This is a genomic window from Mesorhizobium sp. M7A.F.Ca.CA.002.15.2.1 (genome assembly GCF_003998715.1).
Lineage (GTDB): Bacteria > Pseudomonadota > Alphaproteobacteria > Rhizobiales > Rhizobiaceae > Mesorhizobium > Mesorhizobium ciceri.
In genome coordinates this window covers 1-16,119 of the sequence record NZ_RZPI01000044.1, presented here as the reverse complement: position 1 = coordinate 16,119, position 16,119 = coordinate 1, and the positions used below count along the sequence as shown (strand labels likewise).

17 protein-coding genes are annotated in these 16,119 nt (G+C 62.8%); 12 read left to right on the top strand and 5 right to left on the bottom strand.

Annotated elements, in window-relative coordinates; all coding sequences use genetic code 11:
* The 4 genes from ENZ74_RS04925 to ENZ74_RS04910 form a co-directional block, all read left to right on the top strand.
* Positions 1-524 (top strand): ATP phosphoribosyltransferase regulatory subunit (locus tag ENZ74_RS04925; protein ID WP_206522256.1); only part of this gene is annotated, 524 nt, incomplete at its 5' end.
* On the top strand, positions 521-1,219 hold the full coding sequence (gene hisG / locus ENZ74_RS04920; RefSeq protein WP_063170132.1) for an ATP phosphoribosyltransferase: 699 nt from the start codon (positions 521-523) through the stop codon (positions 1,217-1,219). The genes ENZ74_RS04925 and hisG, both read left to right, overlap by 4 nt.
* 333 nt (positions 1,220-1,552) lie before the next feature.
* A complete protein-coding gene (locus tag ENZ74_RS04915; RefSeq protein WP_024502336.1) occupies positions 1,553-3,325 on the top strand; it encodes an AMP-binding protein in 1,773 nt (590 codons plus the stop codon).
* 69 nt (positions 3,326-3,394) lie between these two features.
* Positions 3,395-4,498, top strand: a complete 1,104-nt coding sequence (locus ENZ74_RS04910; protein ID WP_013530361.1) for a calcium:proton antiporter — start codon at positions 3,395-3,397, stop codon at positions 4,496-4,498.
* Positions 4,499-4,741: 243 nt separating this feature from the next.
* Here the strand turns inward: ENZ74_RS04910 and ENZ74_RS34945 are convergent, their stop codons facing one another.
* The 4 genes from ENZ74_RS34945 to ENZ74_RS04895 form a co-directional block, all read right to left on the bottom strand.
* Positions 4,742-4,987: a LysR substrate-binding domain-containing protein gene (locus ENZ74_RS34945; RefSeq protein WP_063170133.1), complete on the bottom strand. Its 246-nt coding sequence runs from the start codon at positions 4,985-4,987 to the stop codon at positions 4,742-4,744.
* 24 nt (positions 4,988-5,011) lie between these two features.
* Positions 5,012-5,179, bottom strand: a complete 168-nt coding sequence (locus tag ENZ74_RS34940) for a LysR family transcriptional regulator (RefSeq protein ID WP_224621640.1) — start codon at positions 5,177-5,179, stop codon at positions 5,012-5,014.
* A gap of 180 nt (positions 5,180-5,359) precedes the next feature.
* Positions 5,360-6,034, bottom strand: a complete 675-nt coding sequence (locus ENZ74_RS04900; RefSeq protein WP_013530362.1) for a TetR/AcrR family transcriptional regulator — start codon at positions 6,032-6,034, stop codon at positions 5,360-5,362.
* A gap of 114 nt (positions 6,035-6,148) precedes the next feature.
* Positions 6,149-7,093, bottom strand: a complete 945-nt coding sequence (locus ENZ74_RS04895; protein ID WP_013530363.1) for a nucleoside hydrolase — start codon at positions 7,091-7,093, stop codon at positions 6,149-6,151.
* Between the two features lie 101 nt (positions 7,094-7,194).
* Between ENZ74_RS04895 and ENZ74_RS04890 the strand changes: the two genes are divergently transcribed.
* From ENZ74_RS04890 to ENZ74_RS04875, 4 genes are all read left to right on the top strand, one after another.
* Positions 7,195-8,202, top strand: coding sequence for a 2-oxoglutarate and iron-dependent oxygenase domain-containing protein (locus ENZ74_RS04890; protein ID WP_013530364.1), 1,008 nt, complete (start codon positions 7,195-7,197; stop codon positions 8,200-8,202).
* Between the two features lie 93 nt (positions 8,203-8,295).
* Positions 8,296-9,153, top strand: a complete 858-nt coding sequence (locus ENZ74_RS04885) for an ABC transporter substrate-binding protein (protein ID WP_063170135.1) — start codon at positions 8,296-8,298, stop codon at positions 9,151-9,153.
* A 143-nt stretch (positions 9,154-9,296) separates the two neighbouring features.
* Positions 9,297-10,238 (top strand): amino acid ABC transporter permease, encoded by a 942-nt coding sequence (locus ENZ74_RS04880; protein WP_013530366.1) that lies wholly within the window; start codon positions 9,297-9,299, stop codon positions 10,236-10,238.
* Complete coding sequence (locus ENZ74_RS04875) at positions 10,235-11,041, top strand: amino acid ABC transporter ATP-binding protein (RefSeq protein ID WP_013530367.1); 807 nt, start codon at positions 10,235-10,237, stop codon at positions 11,039-11,041. Before ENZ74_RS04880 ends, ENZ74_RS04875 begins: the two co-directional genes overlap by 4 nt.
* An 86-nt stretch (positions 11,042-11,127) precedes the next feature.
* Here the strand turns inward: ENZ74_RS04875 and ENZ74_RS04870 are convergent, their stop codons facing one another.
* On the bottom strand, positions 11,128-11,805 hold the full coding sequence (locus ENZ74_RS04870) for an MIP family channel protein (protein ID WP_013530368.1): 678 nt from the start codon (positions 11,803-11,805) through the stop codon (positions 11,128-11,130).
* Positions 11,806-11,986: 181 nt separating this feature from the next.
* Between ENZ74_RS04870 and ENZ74_RS04865 the strand changes: the two genes are divergently transcribed.
* The 4 genes from ENZ74_RS04865 to guaA form a co-directional block, all read left to right on the top strand.
* Positions 11,987-13,276: an RsmB/NOP family class I SAM-dependent RNA methyltransferase gene (locus ENZ74_RS04865; RefSeq protein WP_063170136.1), complete on the top strand. Its 1,290-nt coding sequence runs from the start codon at positions 11,987-11,989 to the stop codon at positions 13,274-13,276.
* A gap of 140 nt (positions 13,277-13,416) precedes the next feature.
* The gene (locus ENZ74_RS04855) at positions 13,417-13,875 is read left to right on the top strand and encodes a PaaI family thioesterase (protein ID WP_013530371.1); all 459 of its coding nucleotides are present in this window, start codon (positions 13,417-13,419) and stop codon (positions 13,873-13,875) included.
* Between the two features lie 141 nt (positions 13,876-14,016).
* A complete protein-coding gene (locus tag ENZ74_RS04850) occupies positions 14,017-14,685 on the top strand; it encodes a 5'-methylthioadenosine/S-adenosylhomocysteine nucleosidase (RefSeq protein ID WP_013530372.1) in 669 nt (222 codons plus the stop codon).
* Between the two features lie 48 nt (positions 14,686-14,733).
* A partial coding sequence (guaA, locus tag ENZ74_RS04845; protein ID WP_127312680.1) for a glutamine-hydrolyzing GMP synthase occupies positions 14,734-16,119 on the top strand: 1,386 nt, incomplete at its 3' end.

Here is a 16,119-nt window from a genome sequence, read left to right as displayed (position 1 = left end):
ACGGTGATCTGGACGGTCTTTCCGCCCATATCGCCAGCGGCATGGAAGAGGCCGGCCTGTCGGCGTCCGCCGGACGCGCGCCGTCCGACATTGCCCGGCGGCTGATCGAGAAAGCCGAATTGCGCAGCGTTCGGCTGTCGAGCGAGGCGTTTTCCGCGCTGAAGGATTTTCTGGCGATCGACGTTCCGCTAGATCGCGCGGCCCAGGCGCTGGAGACCTTCGCCGCCGACGCCGGTCTGTCACTCGATGTCGCGCTGGAAAAGTTCGCAGCCCGCGCCAAGGCGATCGAAGCGCATGGCTTGCCGGCCGATAAAATCCGCTACGACGCCGCGTTCGGCCGCCCGCTCGACTACTACACCGGCCTGGTTTTCGAAATCGCGGCCGACAATGGCGACCGGCCGTTGGTCGGCGGCGGCCGCTATGACCGGCTGCTGACCTTGCTTGGCGCCAAGACGCCGATCCCCGGCGTCGGCTTTTCGGTCTGGCTCGACCGCATCGAGGCATTGCGGGAGACGGCGCCATGATCACGCTGGCGATCCCGTCCAAAGGCCGCCTGAAAGAGCAGGCGCTGGACGTGCTGGCCAAAGCCGGGTTAGCCGTCAGCCTGCCCGGCGACGAGCGCAAATACCACGCCCGCGTCGAGGGCCTGGACGATGTCGAAGTGGTGTTCCTGTCGGCTTCCGAGATATCAGGCGAGATCGGCCAGGGTGCCGTCGATCTCGGCATCACCGGCGAGGACCTGGTGCGTGAAAACCTTGCCGACTGGGAGAGCCGCGCCGAAATCGTCGCCCGTCTCAGTTTTGGCCATGCCGATGTCGTGGTGGCCGTGCCGGACATCTGGCTCGATGTCGACACCATGGCCGACCTCGACGACGTCGCTGCCGATTTTCGCCAGCGCCATGGCCGGCGGCTGCGCATCGCCACCAAATACTGGCGGCTGACCCAGCAATTCTTCTCGCAGAAGCACGGCATCCAGGTTTATCGCATCGTCGAAAGCCTGGGGGCCACCGAAGGTGCGCCGGCGGCCGGACTGGCCGATGTCATCGTCGACATCACAACCACCGGCTCGACGCTGCGCGCCAATCATCTCAAGGTGCTGGGCGATGGCCTCGTCCTTCGCTCGCAGGCTTGTCTCGTGGCGTCCAGGAAGACACGGGCGGCGGCCGATGAAGCGGTCCTGCGCGACATCGCGGCGAAGATGGCGGCTGCGGTCGGATAGCGGCGGGCCTTCGCCCGCTGCCCCTCACGGCTCCGAACCCGGCTTGAAAACCCTGACGGCGGCCGTCCCGCGGTGTCGGTAGCCTTGCGCCGGGGCTTTCCTGTATAGGAATTATTTCCTTGACTGGTGAGAGCAGCTATGCTACATTTTTACCTATGGTGCTGATTTGCGCCAGTGACCCGCCGCCCAGGCGGGTTTTTGCGTTTGATGTTCATCAACCAACGAAGGCCCCGAAGCGTCGTGGGCCGGATCGTTGCCCTGCCACGACTATCGCCGGGATTTTCACCACCCCCTCAGGCTGATAGGCTCGGCCAATCCCGGGAGGAGAGAGCGATGCCGGTCAATCTCGACGAGCTGAAGAATGCCAGCAATCTGCGCGGACGCGGAGCGCGAGCGGGCGGTGTCTTCGTCGCACCCGTCGATGGTAGGGCGCATGTCTCTGGCGAACGCAGCGTGCCGCTGCTCGACAAGACCATCCCCGCGCTGTTTTCCGAGACGGTCAGCAAATATGGCACGCTCGACGCCGCCGTCTTCGTCGACCAGAACAAGCGCTTCACCTGGAGCGAACTTTCGGACACGGTGGATGCGCTGGCCGCCGGCTTCCTGGCACTGGGCCTGGCAAAGGGCGATCGCGTCGGCATCTGGTCGCCCAACCGCTGGGAATGGCTGGTGACGCAGTTCGCCACCGCCCGCATCGGCCTGATCCTGGTCAACATCAACCCGGCCTACCGGTTGACCGAGCTCGACTATGCGCTGAACAAGGTCGGCTGCAAGGCGCTGGTCACCGCTGCCAGGTTCAAGACGTCAGATTATCTCGGCATGATCGAGACGCTGGCACCCGAGATCGCCAAGGCCACGCCGGGCAAGCTCAAGGCACAAAAACTGCCGGCGTTGAAGATCGTCATCCGCATGGGTGACGAGAACTCGCCCGGCATGTTCAATTTCGGTGATGTGCTGGCCATGGCCGGGCGTGACGAGCATGACAGCCTCGACCGCATCTCTGAGAAGCTGAAGCCGGGCGAAGCCATCAACATCCAGTTCACCTCAGGCACCACGGGAGCCCCCAAGGGCGCGACGCTGACCCACGGCAACATCGTCAACAACGGCAATTTCGTCACTTCGGCGATCAAGCTGACCGCCGACGACCGGCTCTGCATACCAGTGCCGCTCTACCACTGCTTCGGCATGTCGATGGGCACGATGGGTTGCGTCTCGAAAGGCGCCACCATGGTTTTCCCGGGAGAAGGGTTCGACGCCGGCGCCACGCTGAAGGCGGTGGCTCAGGAACGCTGCACCGGGCTCTATGGCGTACCGACCATGTTCGTTGCTCTGCTGGATCATCCGGATTTTTCCGCCTTCGATCTCTCCAGCCTGCGCACCGGCATCATGGCCGGTTCGCCATGCCCGATCGAGGTGATGAAAAAGGTGGTGTCGCTGATGCATATGGAACAGGTGACCATCGCCTACGGCATGACCGAGACCAGCCCGGTGTCGTTCCAGAGCGGCGTCGACGACCCCCTGGAAAAGCGCGTCTCGACCGTCGGGCGCATCCACCCCCATGTCGAGGTCAAGGCGGTCGATGCCGATGGCGCTACAGTTGCGGTCGGCGTACCGGGTGAGCTTTGCACGCGCGGCTATTCGGTGATGAAGGGTTACTGGGACGACGACGACAAGACCCGCGAGGCGATCGACGCCGACGGCTGGATGCACACCGGCGACCTCGCCACCATCGACGCCGAGGGCTATTGCAACATCGTCGGCCGGGTCAAGGACATGGTCATCCGCGGCGGCGAGAACGTCTATCCCAGGGAGGTCGAGGAATTCCTCTACCGCCATCCAAAGGTCAAGGAGGTGCAGGTGTTCGGTATTCCCGACGCCAAATATGGCGAGGAGCTGTGCGCCTGGATCGTGCTCAAGCCCGGCCAGATCGCCACCGAGCAGGAGGTCAGAAACTTCTGCGCCGGCCAGATCGCCCATTACAAGATCCCCCGCCACATCCGCTTCCGCACCGAATTGCCGATGACGGTGACCGGCAAGCCGCAGAAGTTCCTGATGCGCGAGGCGATGGTGGAGGAACTGGGCTTGGTGACGCAGAAGACGGCGTGAACGGGTGAACGCTTCGATCTGTCGGTGCGCGAATGCAGCCACGGTTCGCAGCAGCGCGCAGGGGCTTGCATGAGCGGTTTCGGACGTTCGGTGACTTCATATGCGATGCCGCTGGCCGCCTTGGTGATGGCTGTCGCCGTCAGGGCAGGCGGGCTGTCGGCGGACGAAGGTTCGCTGGGCGTCAGGATACTCGTCGGAGCGCTTTCGAGTGCGATCATGTTCACCACCATTTTCGTGGTGCTCGACCACGCCGAGGCGGTGGCTCGGCGTGTAGGAGAGCCCTACGGCACATTGGTGCTGACTTTTGCCGTGACGGCAATCGAGGTGTCGATCATCGTTTCCATGATGCTGCATGGAGAGAACAACCCTACGCTTGCACGTGAGTCCGTCTTTTCAACGGTGATGATTGCATCTACCGGCGTCGTCGGCACGTGTCTTGCGCTTGGCGGCTGGCGCCATCGCAAGCAGGCAATTGTTCGACAAGGGACCAGCGCATATTTGGCGGTTCTGATCGCGCTGACCATCATGACGCTTATTCTGCCGACCTACACACAAGCTACGGGGCCGGGCACATTTTCGGCAGCTCAACTTGGCTTTGTGAGCGTGCTTTCGGTGCTGCTTTATGCAAGTTTTGTGTTCGCGCAGACTGTCCGCCACCGAGAAGACTTTGTCGAAGGGCAGGCCCACGGCGTTTCGCTGCGGACTGCTCCTCACGAAAGCGTCTTTGCCAGCGCTCTGTTGCTGATGGCCGGCCTGATCGGCATTGTCATGCTCGCCGAGCAGGTCGCGGCAAGCGTCGAAGATACGCTCGTTGCCTACCAGGTGACCCAGGCTGACAGTATTGTGGGGGCAATGATCGCCGGGCTGGTGTTGATGCCGGAGGCCATTTCGGCGGTTCGCGCTTCACTCAACAATGAGCTGCAACGCGGTTTGAATGTCGCGATGGGTTCCGCTTGCGCCACAATCGGTTTGACAATACCGGCGGTCGCAGCCGCCAGCCTGCTGACGGGCAGAGGGTTAACCCTGGGGCTTCCAGCGACTGACACAGTGCTTTTGATTTTAGCGCTCTTCATATGCAATGTGAGCTTTAGTACTGAAAGAACAACATTCTTGACGGGCGCTGTCCATATCGTGGTATTTCTTACATACATATTTCTTATATTTGTGCCATGAACTCTGGCTCAGGTTGGCGCTTGAGGGCTGGCTCGCGCTGCGGCTGGGCAATGGCCGACGTCGGCTGTAAACCCCGATTGGCATCCAACATCGGTGGGGCGTCCACGCCGCCATGGCGCTGCATCGTCGAAATGAGCAGATGGTCGAGGGCACAGAATTCGTCCAGGGTGATCGGTCCCTTGCCGCGCGGATGGCCGTGCCCCTGGGCGGTGACGAATTCCTCTTCGAACAGTTTCTGCCTGATCAGGCCACTCGAACGTCTTCCGCGGCTCCGATGAAGAGATCGATGTCGCCCTGCTCCAGGTGCTCGACGATCCTCGGCTTGTCGGGCACCGTAAAGGCGACCTTTGCGTTGGGAGCTTGGGATTTGAACCGCGGAATGAGGTCCGGAGCCAGGATCGCTGCCGGATTGTCCGTTGCGGCAATGCGATAGACACGTTTGCTTGTGGCGGGGTCGAACAGATGAGCAGTATTCACGAAATCGCTCAACCGAGCAGCCGGACGAGTTCGGGCTCAAGTGCCAGGGTCGTTCAGCAATTGACGCAGCCGCGTCAGGCGGGCCGACAAGGCCGATTGGGTAATGTTCAATCTCGACGCCGCATGGGTGACGTTCTGGTGCTTCAACAGCGCATCGAGTGTCAGCAGCAAGCCAACGTCGAAATCCGATAGCCGTTTTGTCAATGGGACCTCGAACCAGCAGGCGCTATTCAATCGGTAGCGCTCTCTAGCACGGTTCCGGAGATTGAAGGACAATGGCTTCGAAGTTTACTGCCGCCTATGGCGATTTTGCGACAGGTGCTGCTCCTCGCCACAACGCGGCCCGACCGTTCCAGATGGCACGACTGTTTCCAGCCAGAGGTCCTAACGACGATCGGCCCGCATCTCCGTCGACTTCGGCGCCGTGCCGGGTTCTTGAACGAGCGGTCCGAGCAGCACTTCTCCGAACAGTGGCTGGTAGCGGCGGCGCACGGCCGGGTCTTCCTTGAAGGACAGTGCGTACTGGCCGATCTGGTGGAAATAGGTGATGCGCGCCCGCACGATGCTCTCGTCTTCCGAATAGCCCATGGCGCGGAACGCCCGGATGAGCAGCGCGATGCGCAGATCGTCGATGTCCTTGACTTCCTGAGCGAGCTTTTTCGATGTCCGTGACCAATCGCGAACAGCCAAGTCAAGCAGCGGGCTGAAAGGGGCTTCATCCACCCAGACATGCACGATGTCGGTGAAGAACTGCAGGCCGTCTATGTCGTGGATCTCGCGCATCGCCCAGAACGGCGCGCAATTGCTGTTTCGCCATTCCTGCAAGAGGCCGCCGCGAAGGTCCGCCAGGCTGGCAAAATGGAAATAGAAGCTGCCCCGCGTGACCTTCAACTGCTGCGCCAGGCGGTCGATCTTGACCTCGCCGATGCCGCGCTTTTCCAGCACCTTGCGCGCCGCCGCAATCCAGGCCTCACGGCTGAGCGTCTGCCGCGCCGCTTTTGATCGCACCGCCGGTCGAGGCGGTCGTTTCGTTTTCGCCAGCACGCCTTTCCCGTTCATGAAATTCGAGACCTTCGTCGCCGCGCGCAACGCGCATGGCCGATTCGCCTATCGAACCGCCCCGTGACTGCTTCGCAATTCTCCGTGTCACCGTCTATCGCCGGATACGCATTTTCAGGGCAGTGCACTGATCCGCTCCAGCATCAGCGTGAAGAACGGCGCCGGATCGATCCGGCGCAGGACATTGCAGTTCTTGCGGCGGCCGGTGACGTGCCACCAGTCGACGACGGTCATGCCTATGGTTTCGGGCGAGACGATATCGACCGTCACGGCGCACTGGCGCTGCTCGTAGATCCCCGGGGCCAGAAGGTAACCGGTGACGCACGCATCGTGGATGGGACGCGCCGCCGTCGCGAATTTGTGGGTGCCGTATTGGCGATAGAAGTCGGCCATGTTGGCGGCCTCGATCGCCGCGCGACTGCCGGTGGCGCGCAGGGCGTCGAGCCATTCAGGCGTCATCAGGGCAGTGTAGGTGCAGTCGATGCCGGCCATCGTCACCGGGACGCCGCTGTCGAACACTTTGTGCGCGGCATGCGGATCGACAAAGATGTTGAACTCCGCGGCAGGCGTGGCATTGCCGCCTTGAAAAAAGCCCCCGCCCATCAGCACGACTTCGCGCAGCCGAGGGACGATTTTCGGTTCCATGGTCATGGCCATGGCCAGGTTGGTCATCGGCCCGAGCGTGCAGACGGTCAACGCGCCTTCCGGCGCATCCATGATCGTGCGCACCAGGTAATTGACTGCGTGCTCGCTCTGCAGCGGTGTGACGGGTTCGGGCAGATCGGCGCCGTCGAGGCCCGTTTCGCCGTGAACATACTCGGCCGTGATCAGCTTGCGCACCATCGGCGCCGGGCAGCCGGCATAGACCGGCACATCGGGTCGTCCGGCAAGTTCCACGACCTTGAGCGCATTCTTCGACGTTAGGGCAAGCGGCACGTTGCCGCCGACTGTCGTGATGCCGACTACCTCGAGTTCGGCTGGCGAGCCTAGCGCGAAAAGGATCGCGAACGCGTCATCCTGACCTGGGTCGGTGTCGATGATTATCTTGCGTGGTGCCATTGTGCCGCGTTTTTCCCGTTGCGCTCGAAAGCCTATTGCTGAGGCGATTTGGATGTGTAGAAATACAGTACTGTATCTTATGTTCAAGAGAAGGTGTTCGAATGGACGCACGCGGCGACTTTTCCGAAATTCCGATCATCGATGTGTCGGCGCTCTATGGCGATGACCAGGAAGCGATCGCCGCGACGGCGGCGACACTGCGCCGCCATCTCGAGACGATCGGCTTCCTCTATGTCGTCGGGCATCCGATCCCGCGTGCCGACGTCGAAGCGGTTCGCGAAGCCAGCAAGCGCTTCTTCGCTCTGCCCGAGGAGCAGAAACTGGCGCTGAAGATCGACAGGAATTTCCGCGGCTACCTGCCCTTTGCCGGCTCGACGATCGTGACGTCGTCGGTGGCGACAGTAAGCAAGCCGAACCAGAGCGAATCGATCTTCTTCATGCACGAGGTCGAGGCCGACGACCCCAGGACATTGGCCGACAAGCCGCTGCAGGGTCCCAACCAGTGGCCGGACGAGGCAACGCTTGCTGGCTTCAGGCCAACGATTGAACGCTATGTCGATGAGATGAGCACACTGGCCCGCAAAATGGTCGGCGCCATCGCTCTTTCGCTTGGACTTCCGACCGACAGTCTCGACCGTTATTTCGATCAGCCGACAACCTTCCTGCGGTTGCTGCACTACCCGACGCAGCCGCATGAGGAGGGGCTATTCGGTTCGGCCCCTCACACCGATTACGGCTTCATTACACTGCTGGCGCAGGACAATGTCGGCGGCCTGGAAGTCAAGAACAAGGCGGGCGAATGGGTTCCCGCGCCTCCGGTCCCGGACTCCTTCGTGATGAATGTCGGCGACATCCTGGCGCGCTGGTCGAACGACCAGTTCGTCTCGACGCCGCATCGCGTCATCAACCGGTCGGGGCGCGAGCGCTATTCCCAGCCCTTCTTCTTCGACCCGTCCATGGATGAAACGATCGAGGCGCTGCCGGTCTGCGTGCCGGCCGGTAGCCAGCCGAAATATGAGCCGGTGCTCTACGGCGACTATCTGATGGAGCGCATCGACAAGAACTACCATTACCGCAAGAAAAAGGCTGCGGAAGCAGCCGGTACATAGACGGATCAATGCTTGGCTGCGGCGATGAGGACGCGAGGCCCTGATTGGAGAGCAGACTGCAGGAAACGTTGTAATCAAAAAAGGGGAACGAAAATGAGAGCACATTTACAGATGGCAGGTTTGGCGCTGGCCGCACTTGCCATAGTCTGGAGCGGACCTTCAGGCGCCGCCAAGGTGACGAAATCGGCCGAGGTTCAGCAGACCGGCATGCTGACCGTCGCCAACACGCTGGACTATGCGCCTTTCGAGTATCTCGACGCCGACGGCAAACAGACCGGGATTATCATAGAACTGGCCGGTGAGGTGGCCAAGCTGGTCGGCGCCAAGCTGGACGTGGCGCGCACACCTTTCCCCTCGATGATACCGGGCCTGGCGGCCGGCCGTTTCAAGGTCGCTTGGGAGACTTTCTCCGCCACGCCGGAGCGGCTCAAGCAGGTCGATTTCGTCATGTTCCTGAAGGCCGGCCTGGCTGTTTCGACGTCGCCGGACAAGAAGGCGAGTTTCAGCGGCGACACCCCGCTCTGCGGCAAGCGGATCGGCGTTTCGGCAGGCAGCGCATCGGATTTCCTGGTCGACAAGCTGAGCACGGATTGCACCGGCAAGGGCCAGGCAGCCATCGAAAAATCGGTCTTCAACTCGTCGACGGATATCGTCCAGGCGGTGCTGTCCGACCGCGTCGACGCCCGCATGGACGATGCGACCGCCTCGAGCTATTTCGAGGTCACCAGCAAGGGCCAGCTCGTGGTGCTGCCGACCCTCTATGAAGTCGCGCCGCTCGGCATGGCGATCGCCAAGGACGACAAGGAGACCGCCGATATGATGGTGGGCGCACTCTCCGAGCTGTTCAAGAACGGCACCTACAAGGCTATTCTCGACAAATACGGCATGGGCGCCTACGCGATCAAGGAGCCCTATTTCGTCGGCAGCATGGAGGCGTTGCGCGCCGACTGACAAAGTTTTGTCCAGTCGGACGCACTTTGTTCTAAAACTTTGATCATGCTTTCCGAAATCATTTGGGGCTGATGCGATAGCGGTTGTCGGCGTCCGGTCTCGTGCCGGGCGCCGCTTCCGGATCAAGACCAGGAGAAGCAGCGATGGGCGCGGCCCACCCAAACGAGATACGCATCGAGCCGGGCGTCGCCGAGGCGGTTTCGCGCCTGACCGTCATGCCGCAGCGCCGCTACGGCATCTGGGTCGGCACGGCGCTGGCCCTGCTGGTGGCATTCCTGATCATCCGGGCCTTCGCCAGCAACCCTGCCTTTGCCTGGCCTACGGTGGTGAGTTACCTCCTGCATCCCTCTGTCATGCGCGGCCTTGGCAACACCTTGATGCTCACCGCGGTGATCATGATATTGGCGATCGTTGTCGGCACGGTCATCGCCATCATGCGCGTGTCGCCAAGCCCGGTGCTGCGTGCCTTCGCGGGTCTGTACGTCTGGTTTTTCCGTGGCGTACCGGCCCTGATACAGCTGATCTTCTGGTTCAACCTGTCGCTGCTGGTGCGCGAAGTCTCGTTGACCATCCCCTTTGTCGGCACGCTGTTTTCCGTGCGCACCAATGATTTCATGACTCCGTTCTTCTCTGCCGTCGTCGCCCTTTCCCTGTGCGAGGCGGGCTACATGGCCGAGATCATCCGGGCCGGCATCAAGTCGGTGCCGTCGGGCCAGGCTGAGGCGGCGAGCGCGCTTGGCATGCCGTACCGCATGATCCTGAAGCGCATCACGCTGCCGCAGGCGATGCGCTTCGTACTGCCGCCAACCGGCAATGAGGCCATTAACCTCCTGAAGATGACGTCGCTGGTGACATTCATCGCCGTCGACGACCTGTTCTATTCGGCGCAGAGCATCTATGCGCGCACCTTCGAGACGATCCCGCTTCTGATCGTGGTCGCCTTCTGGTATCTCGCGGTAGTCAGCATCATGTCGGTGGGACAGCATTTCCTCGAGCGACATTTCGGTCGCAGCGATACGCGCCGCGATGCCGTGACGATGCGCTTCCTGCGCAACATCATCAGCCTGCGTGGCATTTCCCGATGAGCGACGTGAAGGACGAAAATCGCGCCCGCTTCGGCGTCCCAGCCGACTCCATGGTTTTCGCGCGCGGCGTGCGCAAATCCTATGGTCCGCTCGAGGTTCTCAAGGGTGTCGATCTCGACGTACCCGTCGGATCGGTCGCCTGCATCATCGGCCCTTCGGGTTCCGGCAAGAGCACATTCCTGCGCTGCATCAACCATCTCGAGAAGCTCAGCGCCGGCATCCTGCTCGTCGACAGTCAGTTCGTCGGCTACGACCTTAGGGACGACAAGCTCTACGAGGTCAAGGACGACCTGCTTTGCCGGCGGCGCGCCGAGACCGGCATGCTGTTTCAGTCGTTCAACCTGTTCTCCCACATGACCGTGATGGAGAATTTGATTGAGGCGCCGACGCAGGTTCGGCGCATCCCCCCGGACGAGGCAAAGGCCGAAGCGGAGATTCTGCTTCGGCGCGTCGGTCTCCTGGACAAGGTCGACCGGTATCCGAGGGAACTGTCCGGCGGCCAGCAGCAGCGTGTCGCCATCGCGCGCGCGATGGCGATGAAGCCGAAAGTCCTGCTCTTCGATGAGCCGACATCGGCGCTCGACCCCGAACTCGTTGGCGAGGTGCTGCAGGTCATGCGCGATCTGGCCGAAAGCGGCATGACGATGGTCGTGGTCACCCACGAGGTAGGCTTCGCCCGCGAGATCGGCGATCAGCTGGTTTTCATGGATGGCGGTGTGATCATCGAACGCGGCGCTCCGCGCGAGATGATTGCCAATCCGGTATCGCCCCGAACCCGCGAGTTCCTGTCGCGGGTGCTTTGACGGCAAGAGAATCCACCCAAGAGAAGATCCACAAAAAAAGCGCGGGCCATGGCCCGCGCCTTCGCATATTCAGCCTTCCAAAGAGCTCAGTCCTTCTCGAAGATGCGCGCCTTGGCGACGACGCCGGCAATGGCGCCGCCGATCAACGGTGCCACGATGAACAGCCAGAGCTGGCCGATCGCCGCAGTTCCCGAAAACAGCGCCGGACCGATCGAGCGGGCCGGGTTGAGCGACGTGCCGGTCACCGGGATGATGGCGAAGTGCAGCCCTGCCAGCGTCAGGCCGATGACCAGTCCGGCGAACGCCGTCGAGTGCTTTTCGGCCGTGACGCCAAGGATCACGGTGACGAAGGTGAAGGTGCCGATCACTTCCCACAGGAAGGCCGAACTGACACCCCATTTCGTCACATCCCAGCCATTGGCGCCGAAGCCGGTGGTGTGTCCGCCAACCTGGCCGGAGACGATGATCCACAACGCCAGTGAAGCAAGGACGCCGCCGATGACCTGCGCGATCCAGTAGGGGATGACGTCCTTGGCCGGCAGGCGGCCGGCAAGGAAGACGCCGAGCGTCACCGCCGGGTTGAGATGCGCGCCCGAAATGGGGCCGATCGCATAGGCCGCGGCGATGAGGCCGATGCCGAACGCCAGACCGATCCCTTCCTGGCCAAGCGGCAGCGCGCCGCCGAAGCCGCCCGTCACCACAGAAGCCGTACCGATGAACACCAATAGAAATGTGCCTAGAACTTCCGCCAGATAAGTCTTCATTGCCCTCTCCTCGTGTCGATCCGCCGGTTCACCTTTTCGCGCCGCGAATCACAATCGGAAGAGTATTCGCAACCAGAAAAGTTGGAAAGCAGAGCGGTTGTGCCGGCCGACCTGCTTGTGCGCGCCGGTTGCGCGCTCTAGAGCAGGGCCGGAATAATTTTCTGCGTGACGGAACAAGACAATGCGACTGGGCGGAAGGCTGGCTGCGGCCATCGAAGTGCTGGAAGACATCGGCCGGCGCCACCGGCCGGTGGCGGACGCGCTGAAGGATTGGGGCCTGTCGCATCGCTTCGCCGGCGGCGGCGACCGTGCGGCCATCGGCAACATCGTCTATGACGCCTTGCGCCACAAGCGTTCCGCGGGCTGGCTGCTGGGGCAGGACACGCCGCGCGCCATTGGCTTCGGCGCCCTGCTGCTCGAATGGGGGCAGACGGCCCAGTCGCTCAACGAGGCGCTGGATGGTGACAAGTTCGCACCGCCGCTGCTGACCGCCGCCGAGCTTCAGGCCATCGCCGACGGTCGGCTCGCCGATGCGCCGGACGCGGTGCGGGCGGATGTTCCCGACTGGTGCGCGCCGCTTTTCGAGCGAGCCTTCGGCCCGAGCTGGGCCGACGAGGGCGCCGCGCTGGCAACGCGCCCGCCGCTCGACCTCAGGGTCAACACCTTGCAGGCCAACCGCGACAAGGTGCTGGCCGAACTGACGGGAACCGGCGCCAAACCCGCGGCAATCGCCCCGCACGGCATCCGCATTCCACCGATCGACGGCGATGGCCGGCACCCGAATGTGCAGGCCGAACCGGCCTTCCAGAAGGGTTGGTTCGAGGTCCAGGACGAAGGCTCGCAGATCGCGGCCGCCCTTGCCGGGGCCGAAGCCGGCATGCAGGTGCTGGATTTCTGCGCCGGCGCCGGCGGCAAGACGCTGGCACTGTCGGCTTCGATGGAAAATCGTGGCCAGATCTTTGCCCATGATGCGGAGAAAGCACGGCTGGCGCCGATCTTCGACCGCATCCGTCGTTCGGAAAACCGCAATGTGCAGGTGGTCACCAAGCCCACGGAACTCGCGCCGCTCGGCAACCACATGGACATCGTGCTGGTCGACGCGCCCTGCACCGGCAGCGGCACCTGGCGGCGCCGCCCCGACGCCAAATGGCGGCTGACGCAGAGGCAGCTCGATACCCGCAAGGGCGAACAGTCGGCGATCCTCGATGCGGCCAAAGCCTATGTCAAACCGGGCGGCCTGCTGGTCTACATCACCTGCTCGGTGTTTGATGAGGAGAATGGCGAGCAGATCGCGGCCTTTCGGGACCGTAACAGCGGCTTTGTTCCCGTCGACCACCGCCAGCTCTGGGACAGCCGTTTTCCCGGCCATCCGGCAGCCGCGCGCATCGGCGCCAAAGGCGACATCTCGCTGTCGCCGGCGCTGAGCGGCACCGACGGGTTTTACTTCTGTGCGTTGCGCAGGTCGGCCTGAATCCGATCGGATGTCGCCAATTCCTGACGGATGCGTGGCGCCAGCAGGCAGGCCAGGTCGATTGTGCAGTGCAGCAAAAGCATTTGCCTGCCGTCCATGCCTCTGCAATAAGCTTATCCGCATAAAGGAAGGCAGCGGCCATGGCAGCAAAGATCGTACCCGCCCCGGACTATGAGGATCGCGTCAGGACCTCCTTCGCACGCCAGAAGGCGATGGCCACGATCGGCGCCGAACTGACGCTGGTGACGCCCGGCATCATCGAGATCGAGATGCCCTATTCGGCGGCACTCACCCAGCAGCACGGCTTCCTCCATGCCGGCGTCATTTCGACCGCGCTGGACTCGGCCTGCGGCTATGCCGCTTTTTCGCTGATGCCGGAAAATTCCGGCGTGCTGACCATCGAGTTCAAGGTCAACCTGCTGGCGCCGGGCAGGGGCGAGCGCTTCCTGTTCCGCGGCTCGGTGACCAAGCCAGGCCGCACCATCATCGTCGCCGACGGCCAGGCCTACGCCTTTGCCGCCGACGGCGAGGCCAAGCTGATCGCCACCATGACCGGAACGATGATGACGGTGGTCGGGCGTGATGGGATAGAAGGGTGAGTGGCCGGTTCGCCGCAGGCGAATTCATCGTGCCGGTGGCACGATGAAAGGCCACGGACGCCGGGAGCTGCCGGAGGCAGCGGGTCCCGGCGAGCGGCGGCGCAGATAAGCAGGTGATCGGGCGGAGAGGAGCAAATCATCATGACCGATAAAATTCGCCGCCTGTCGGGCAAGGACGTCCTCTTCGTCATGGCGGCGCAGGCCGAATACGGTCCGCATCTCAAGCAGCTGTTCACGCCATTGATGACAGGTGTCGGTCCGGTCGAGGCCGGCGTCAGGCTAGGCGCTGAACTCTCCTGGCTGAAGTCGCAAAAAACCCTGCCCGACCTCGTCGTGTCGCTCGGCTCAGCCGGCAGCCGGACGCTGGAGCAGACGGGAATCTACCAGGCGGTTTCGGTCAGCTACCGTGACATCGACGCTTCGCCGCTCGGCTTCGAGAAGGGTGCCACACCCTTCCTCGACCTGCCGGTGACCGTGCCATTGCCCTTCAAGATACCTGATATCAAGCAGGCGACGCTATCGACCGGCGGCGCGATCATCACCGGTGCGGCCTATGATGCTGTTAACGCCGACATGGTCGACATGGAGACCTTCGCCTGCCTGCGCGCCTGCCAGTTGTTCGACATTCCGCTGATCGGGCTGCGCGGCATTTCCGACGGGGCGGCGGATCTCAGGCATGTCGGCGACTGGACCGAATATCTTGAAGTCATCGATGAGAAGCTGGCGGAGGCCGTCATGCGGCTCGAACAGGCCATCGGTTCGGGCACGCTTCTGAAAGATTCGCCGCATGAAGACGCCAGACCGCTCTGAAACTCGCAACCCATTGCGTCGACTCATTTCTTTCTCTAAACGCTCGCCATGAAAACACCCAATCATCCCGATACCGTCCTGATTGTCGATTTCGGCAGCCAGTTCACCCAGCTCATCGCCCGCCGCATCCGCGAGGCCGGCGTGTTTTCCGAGATCGTGCCGTTCCAGTCGGCCGAAGCGGCATTCAAGCGCATCAATCCGAAAGCCGTGATCCTGTCCGGCGGCCCGGCTTCGACCGGCGATATCGGCAGTCCGCGCGCGCCGCAGATCGTCTTCGACGCCGGCGTGCCGGTGCTCGGCATCTGTTACGGCCAGATGGCCATGTGCGTGCAGATGGGCGGCGTCGCCGAAAGCTCCGACCATCGCGAATTCGGCCGCGCCTTCGTCGAGATCCAGAAGGACAGCCCGCTGTTTGAGGGCCTGTGGGCGCCCGGCCAGCGCCACCAGGTGTGGATGAGCCATGGCGACCGCGTCATCTCCTTGCCCACCGGCTTCGAGGTGTTCGGCAAATCGGAGGGCTCGCCCTTCGCCATCTTCGGCAACATCGAGCGCAAGATGTACGGCATCATGTTCCACCCCGAGGTGGTGCATACGCCCGACGGTGCCCGGCTGCTCAGGAACTTCGTCCACAACATCGCCGGCATCGAGGGCGACTGGACCATGCGCGCCTACCGCGAGCACGCGGTCGAGGCGATCCGCAAGCAGGTCGGCAAGGGCAAGGTCATCTGCGCGCTGTCGGGCGGCGTCGATTCCTCCGTTGCCGCGCTGTTGATCCACGAAGCGGTCGGCGACCAGCTGACCTGCATCCTTGTCGACCACGGCCTGATGCGCAAGGACGAGGCCGCGGGCGTGGTGGCGATGTTCCGTGAGCACTACAATTTGCCGCTCATTCTGGTCAACGCGTCGGACCGTTTCATCGACGCCCTCGAGGGCGAGTCGGATCCGGAGAAAAAACGCAAGACCATAGGCCGGCTGTTCATCGAGGTGTTCGAGGAAGAGGCCAAGAAACTCGGCGGCGCCGAATTCCTGGCGCAAGGCACGCTCTATCCCGACGTGATCGAAAGTGTCTCCTTCACCGGCGGCCCGTCGGTGACGATCAAGTCGCACCACAATGTCGGCGGCCTGCCGGCGCGCATGAACATGCAGCTGGTCGAGCCGCTGCGCGAGCTGTTCAAGGACGAGGTCAGGGCGCTGGGCAAGGAGCTTGGCCTGCCCGAGAGTTTCATCGGACGCCATCCATTCCCCGGCCCGGGCCTCGCCATCCGCTGCCCCGGCGGCATCACCCGCGAAAAGCTGGAGATCCTGCGCGAAGCCGACGCCATCTATCTTGACGAGATCCGCAAAGCCGGCCTCTACGATGCCATCTGGCAGGCATTCGCCGTGCTGCTGCCGGTGCAGACGGTCGGCGTGATGGGCGACGGCCGCACCTACGAG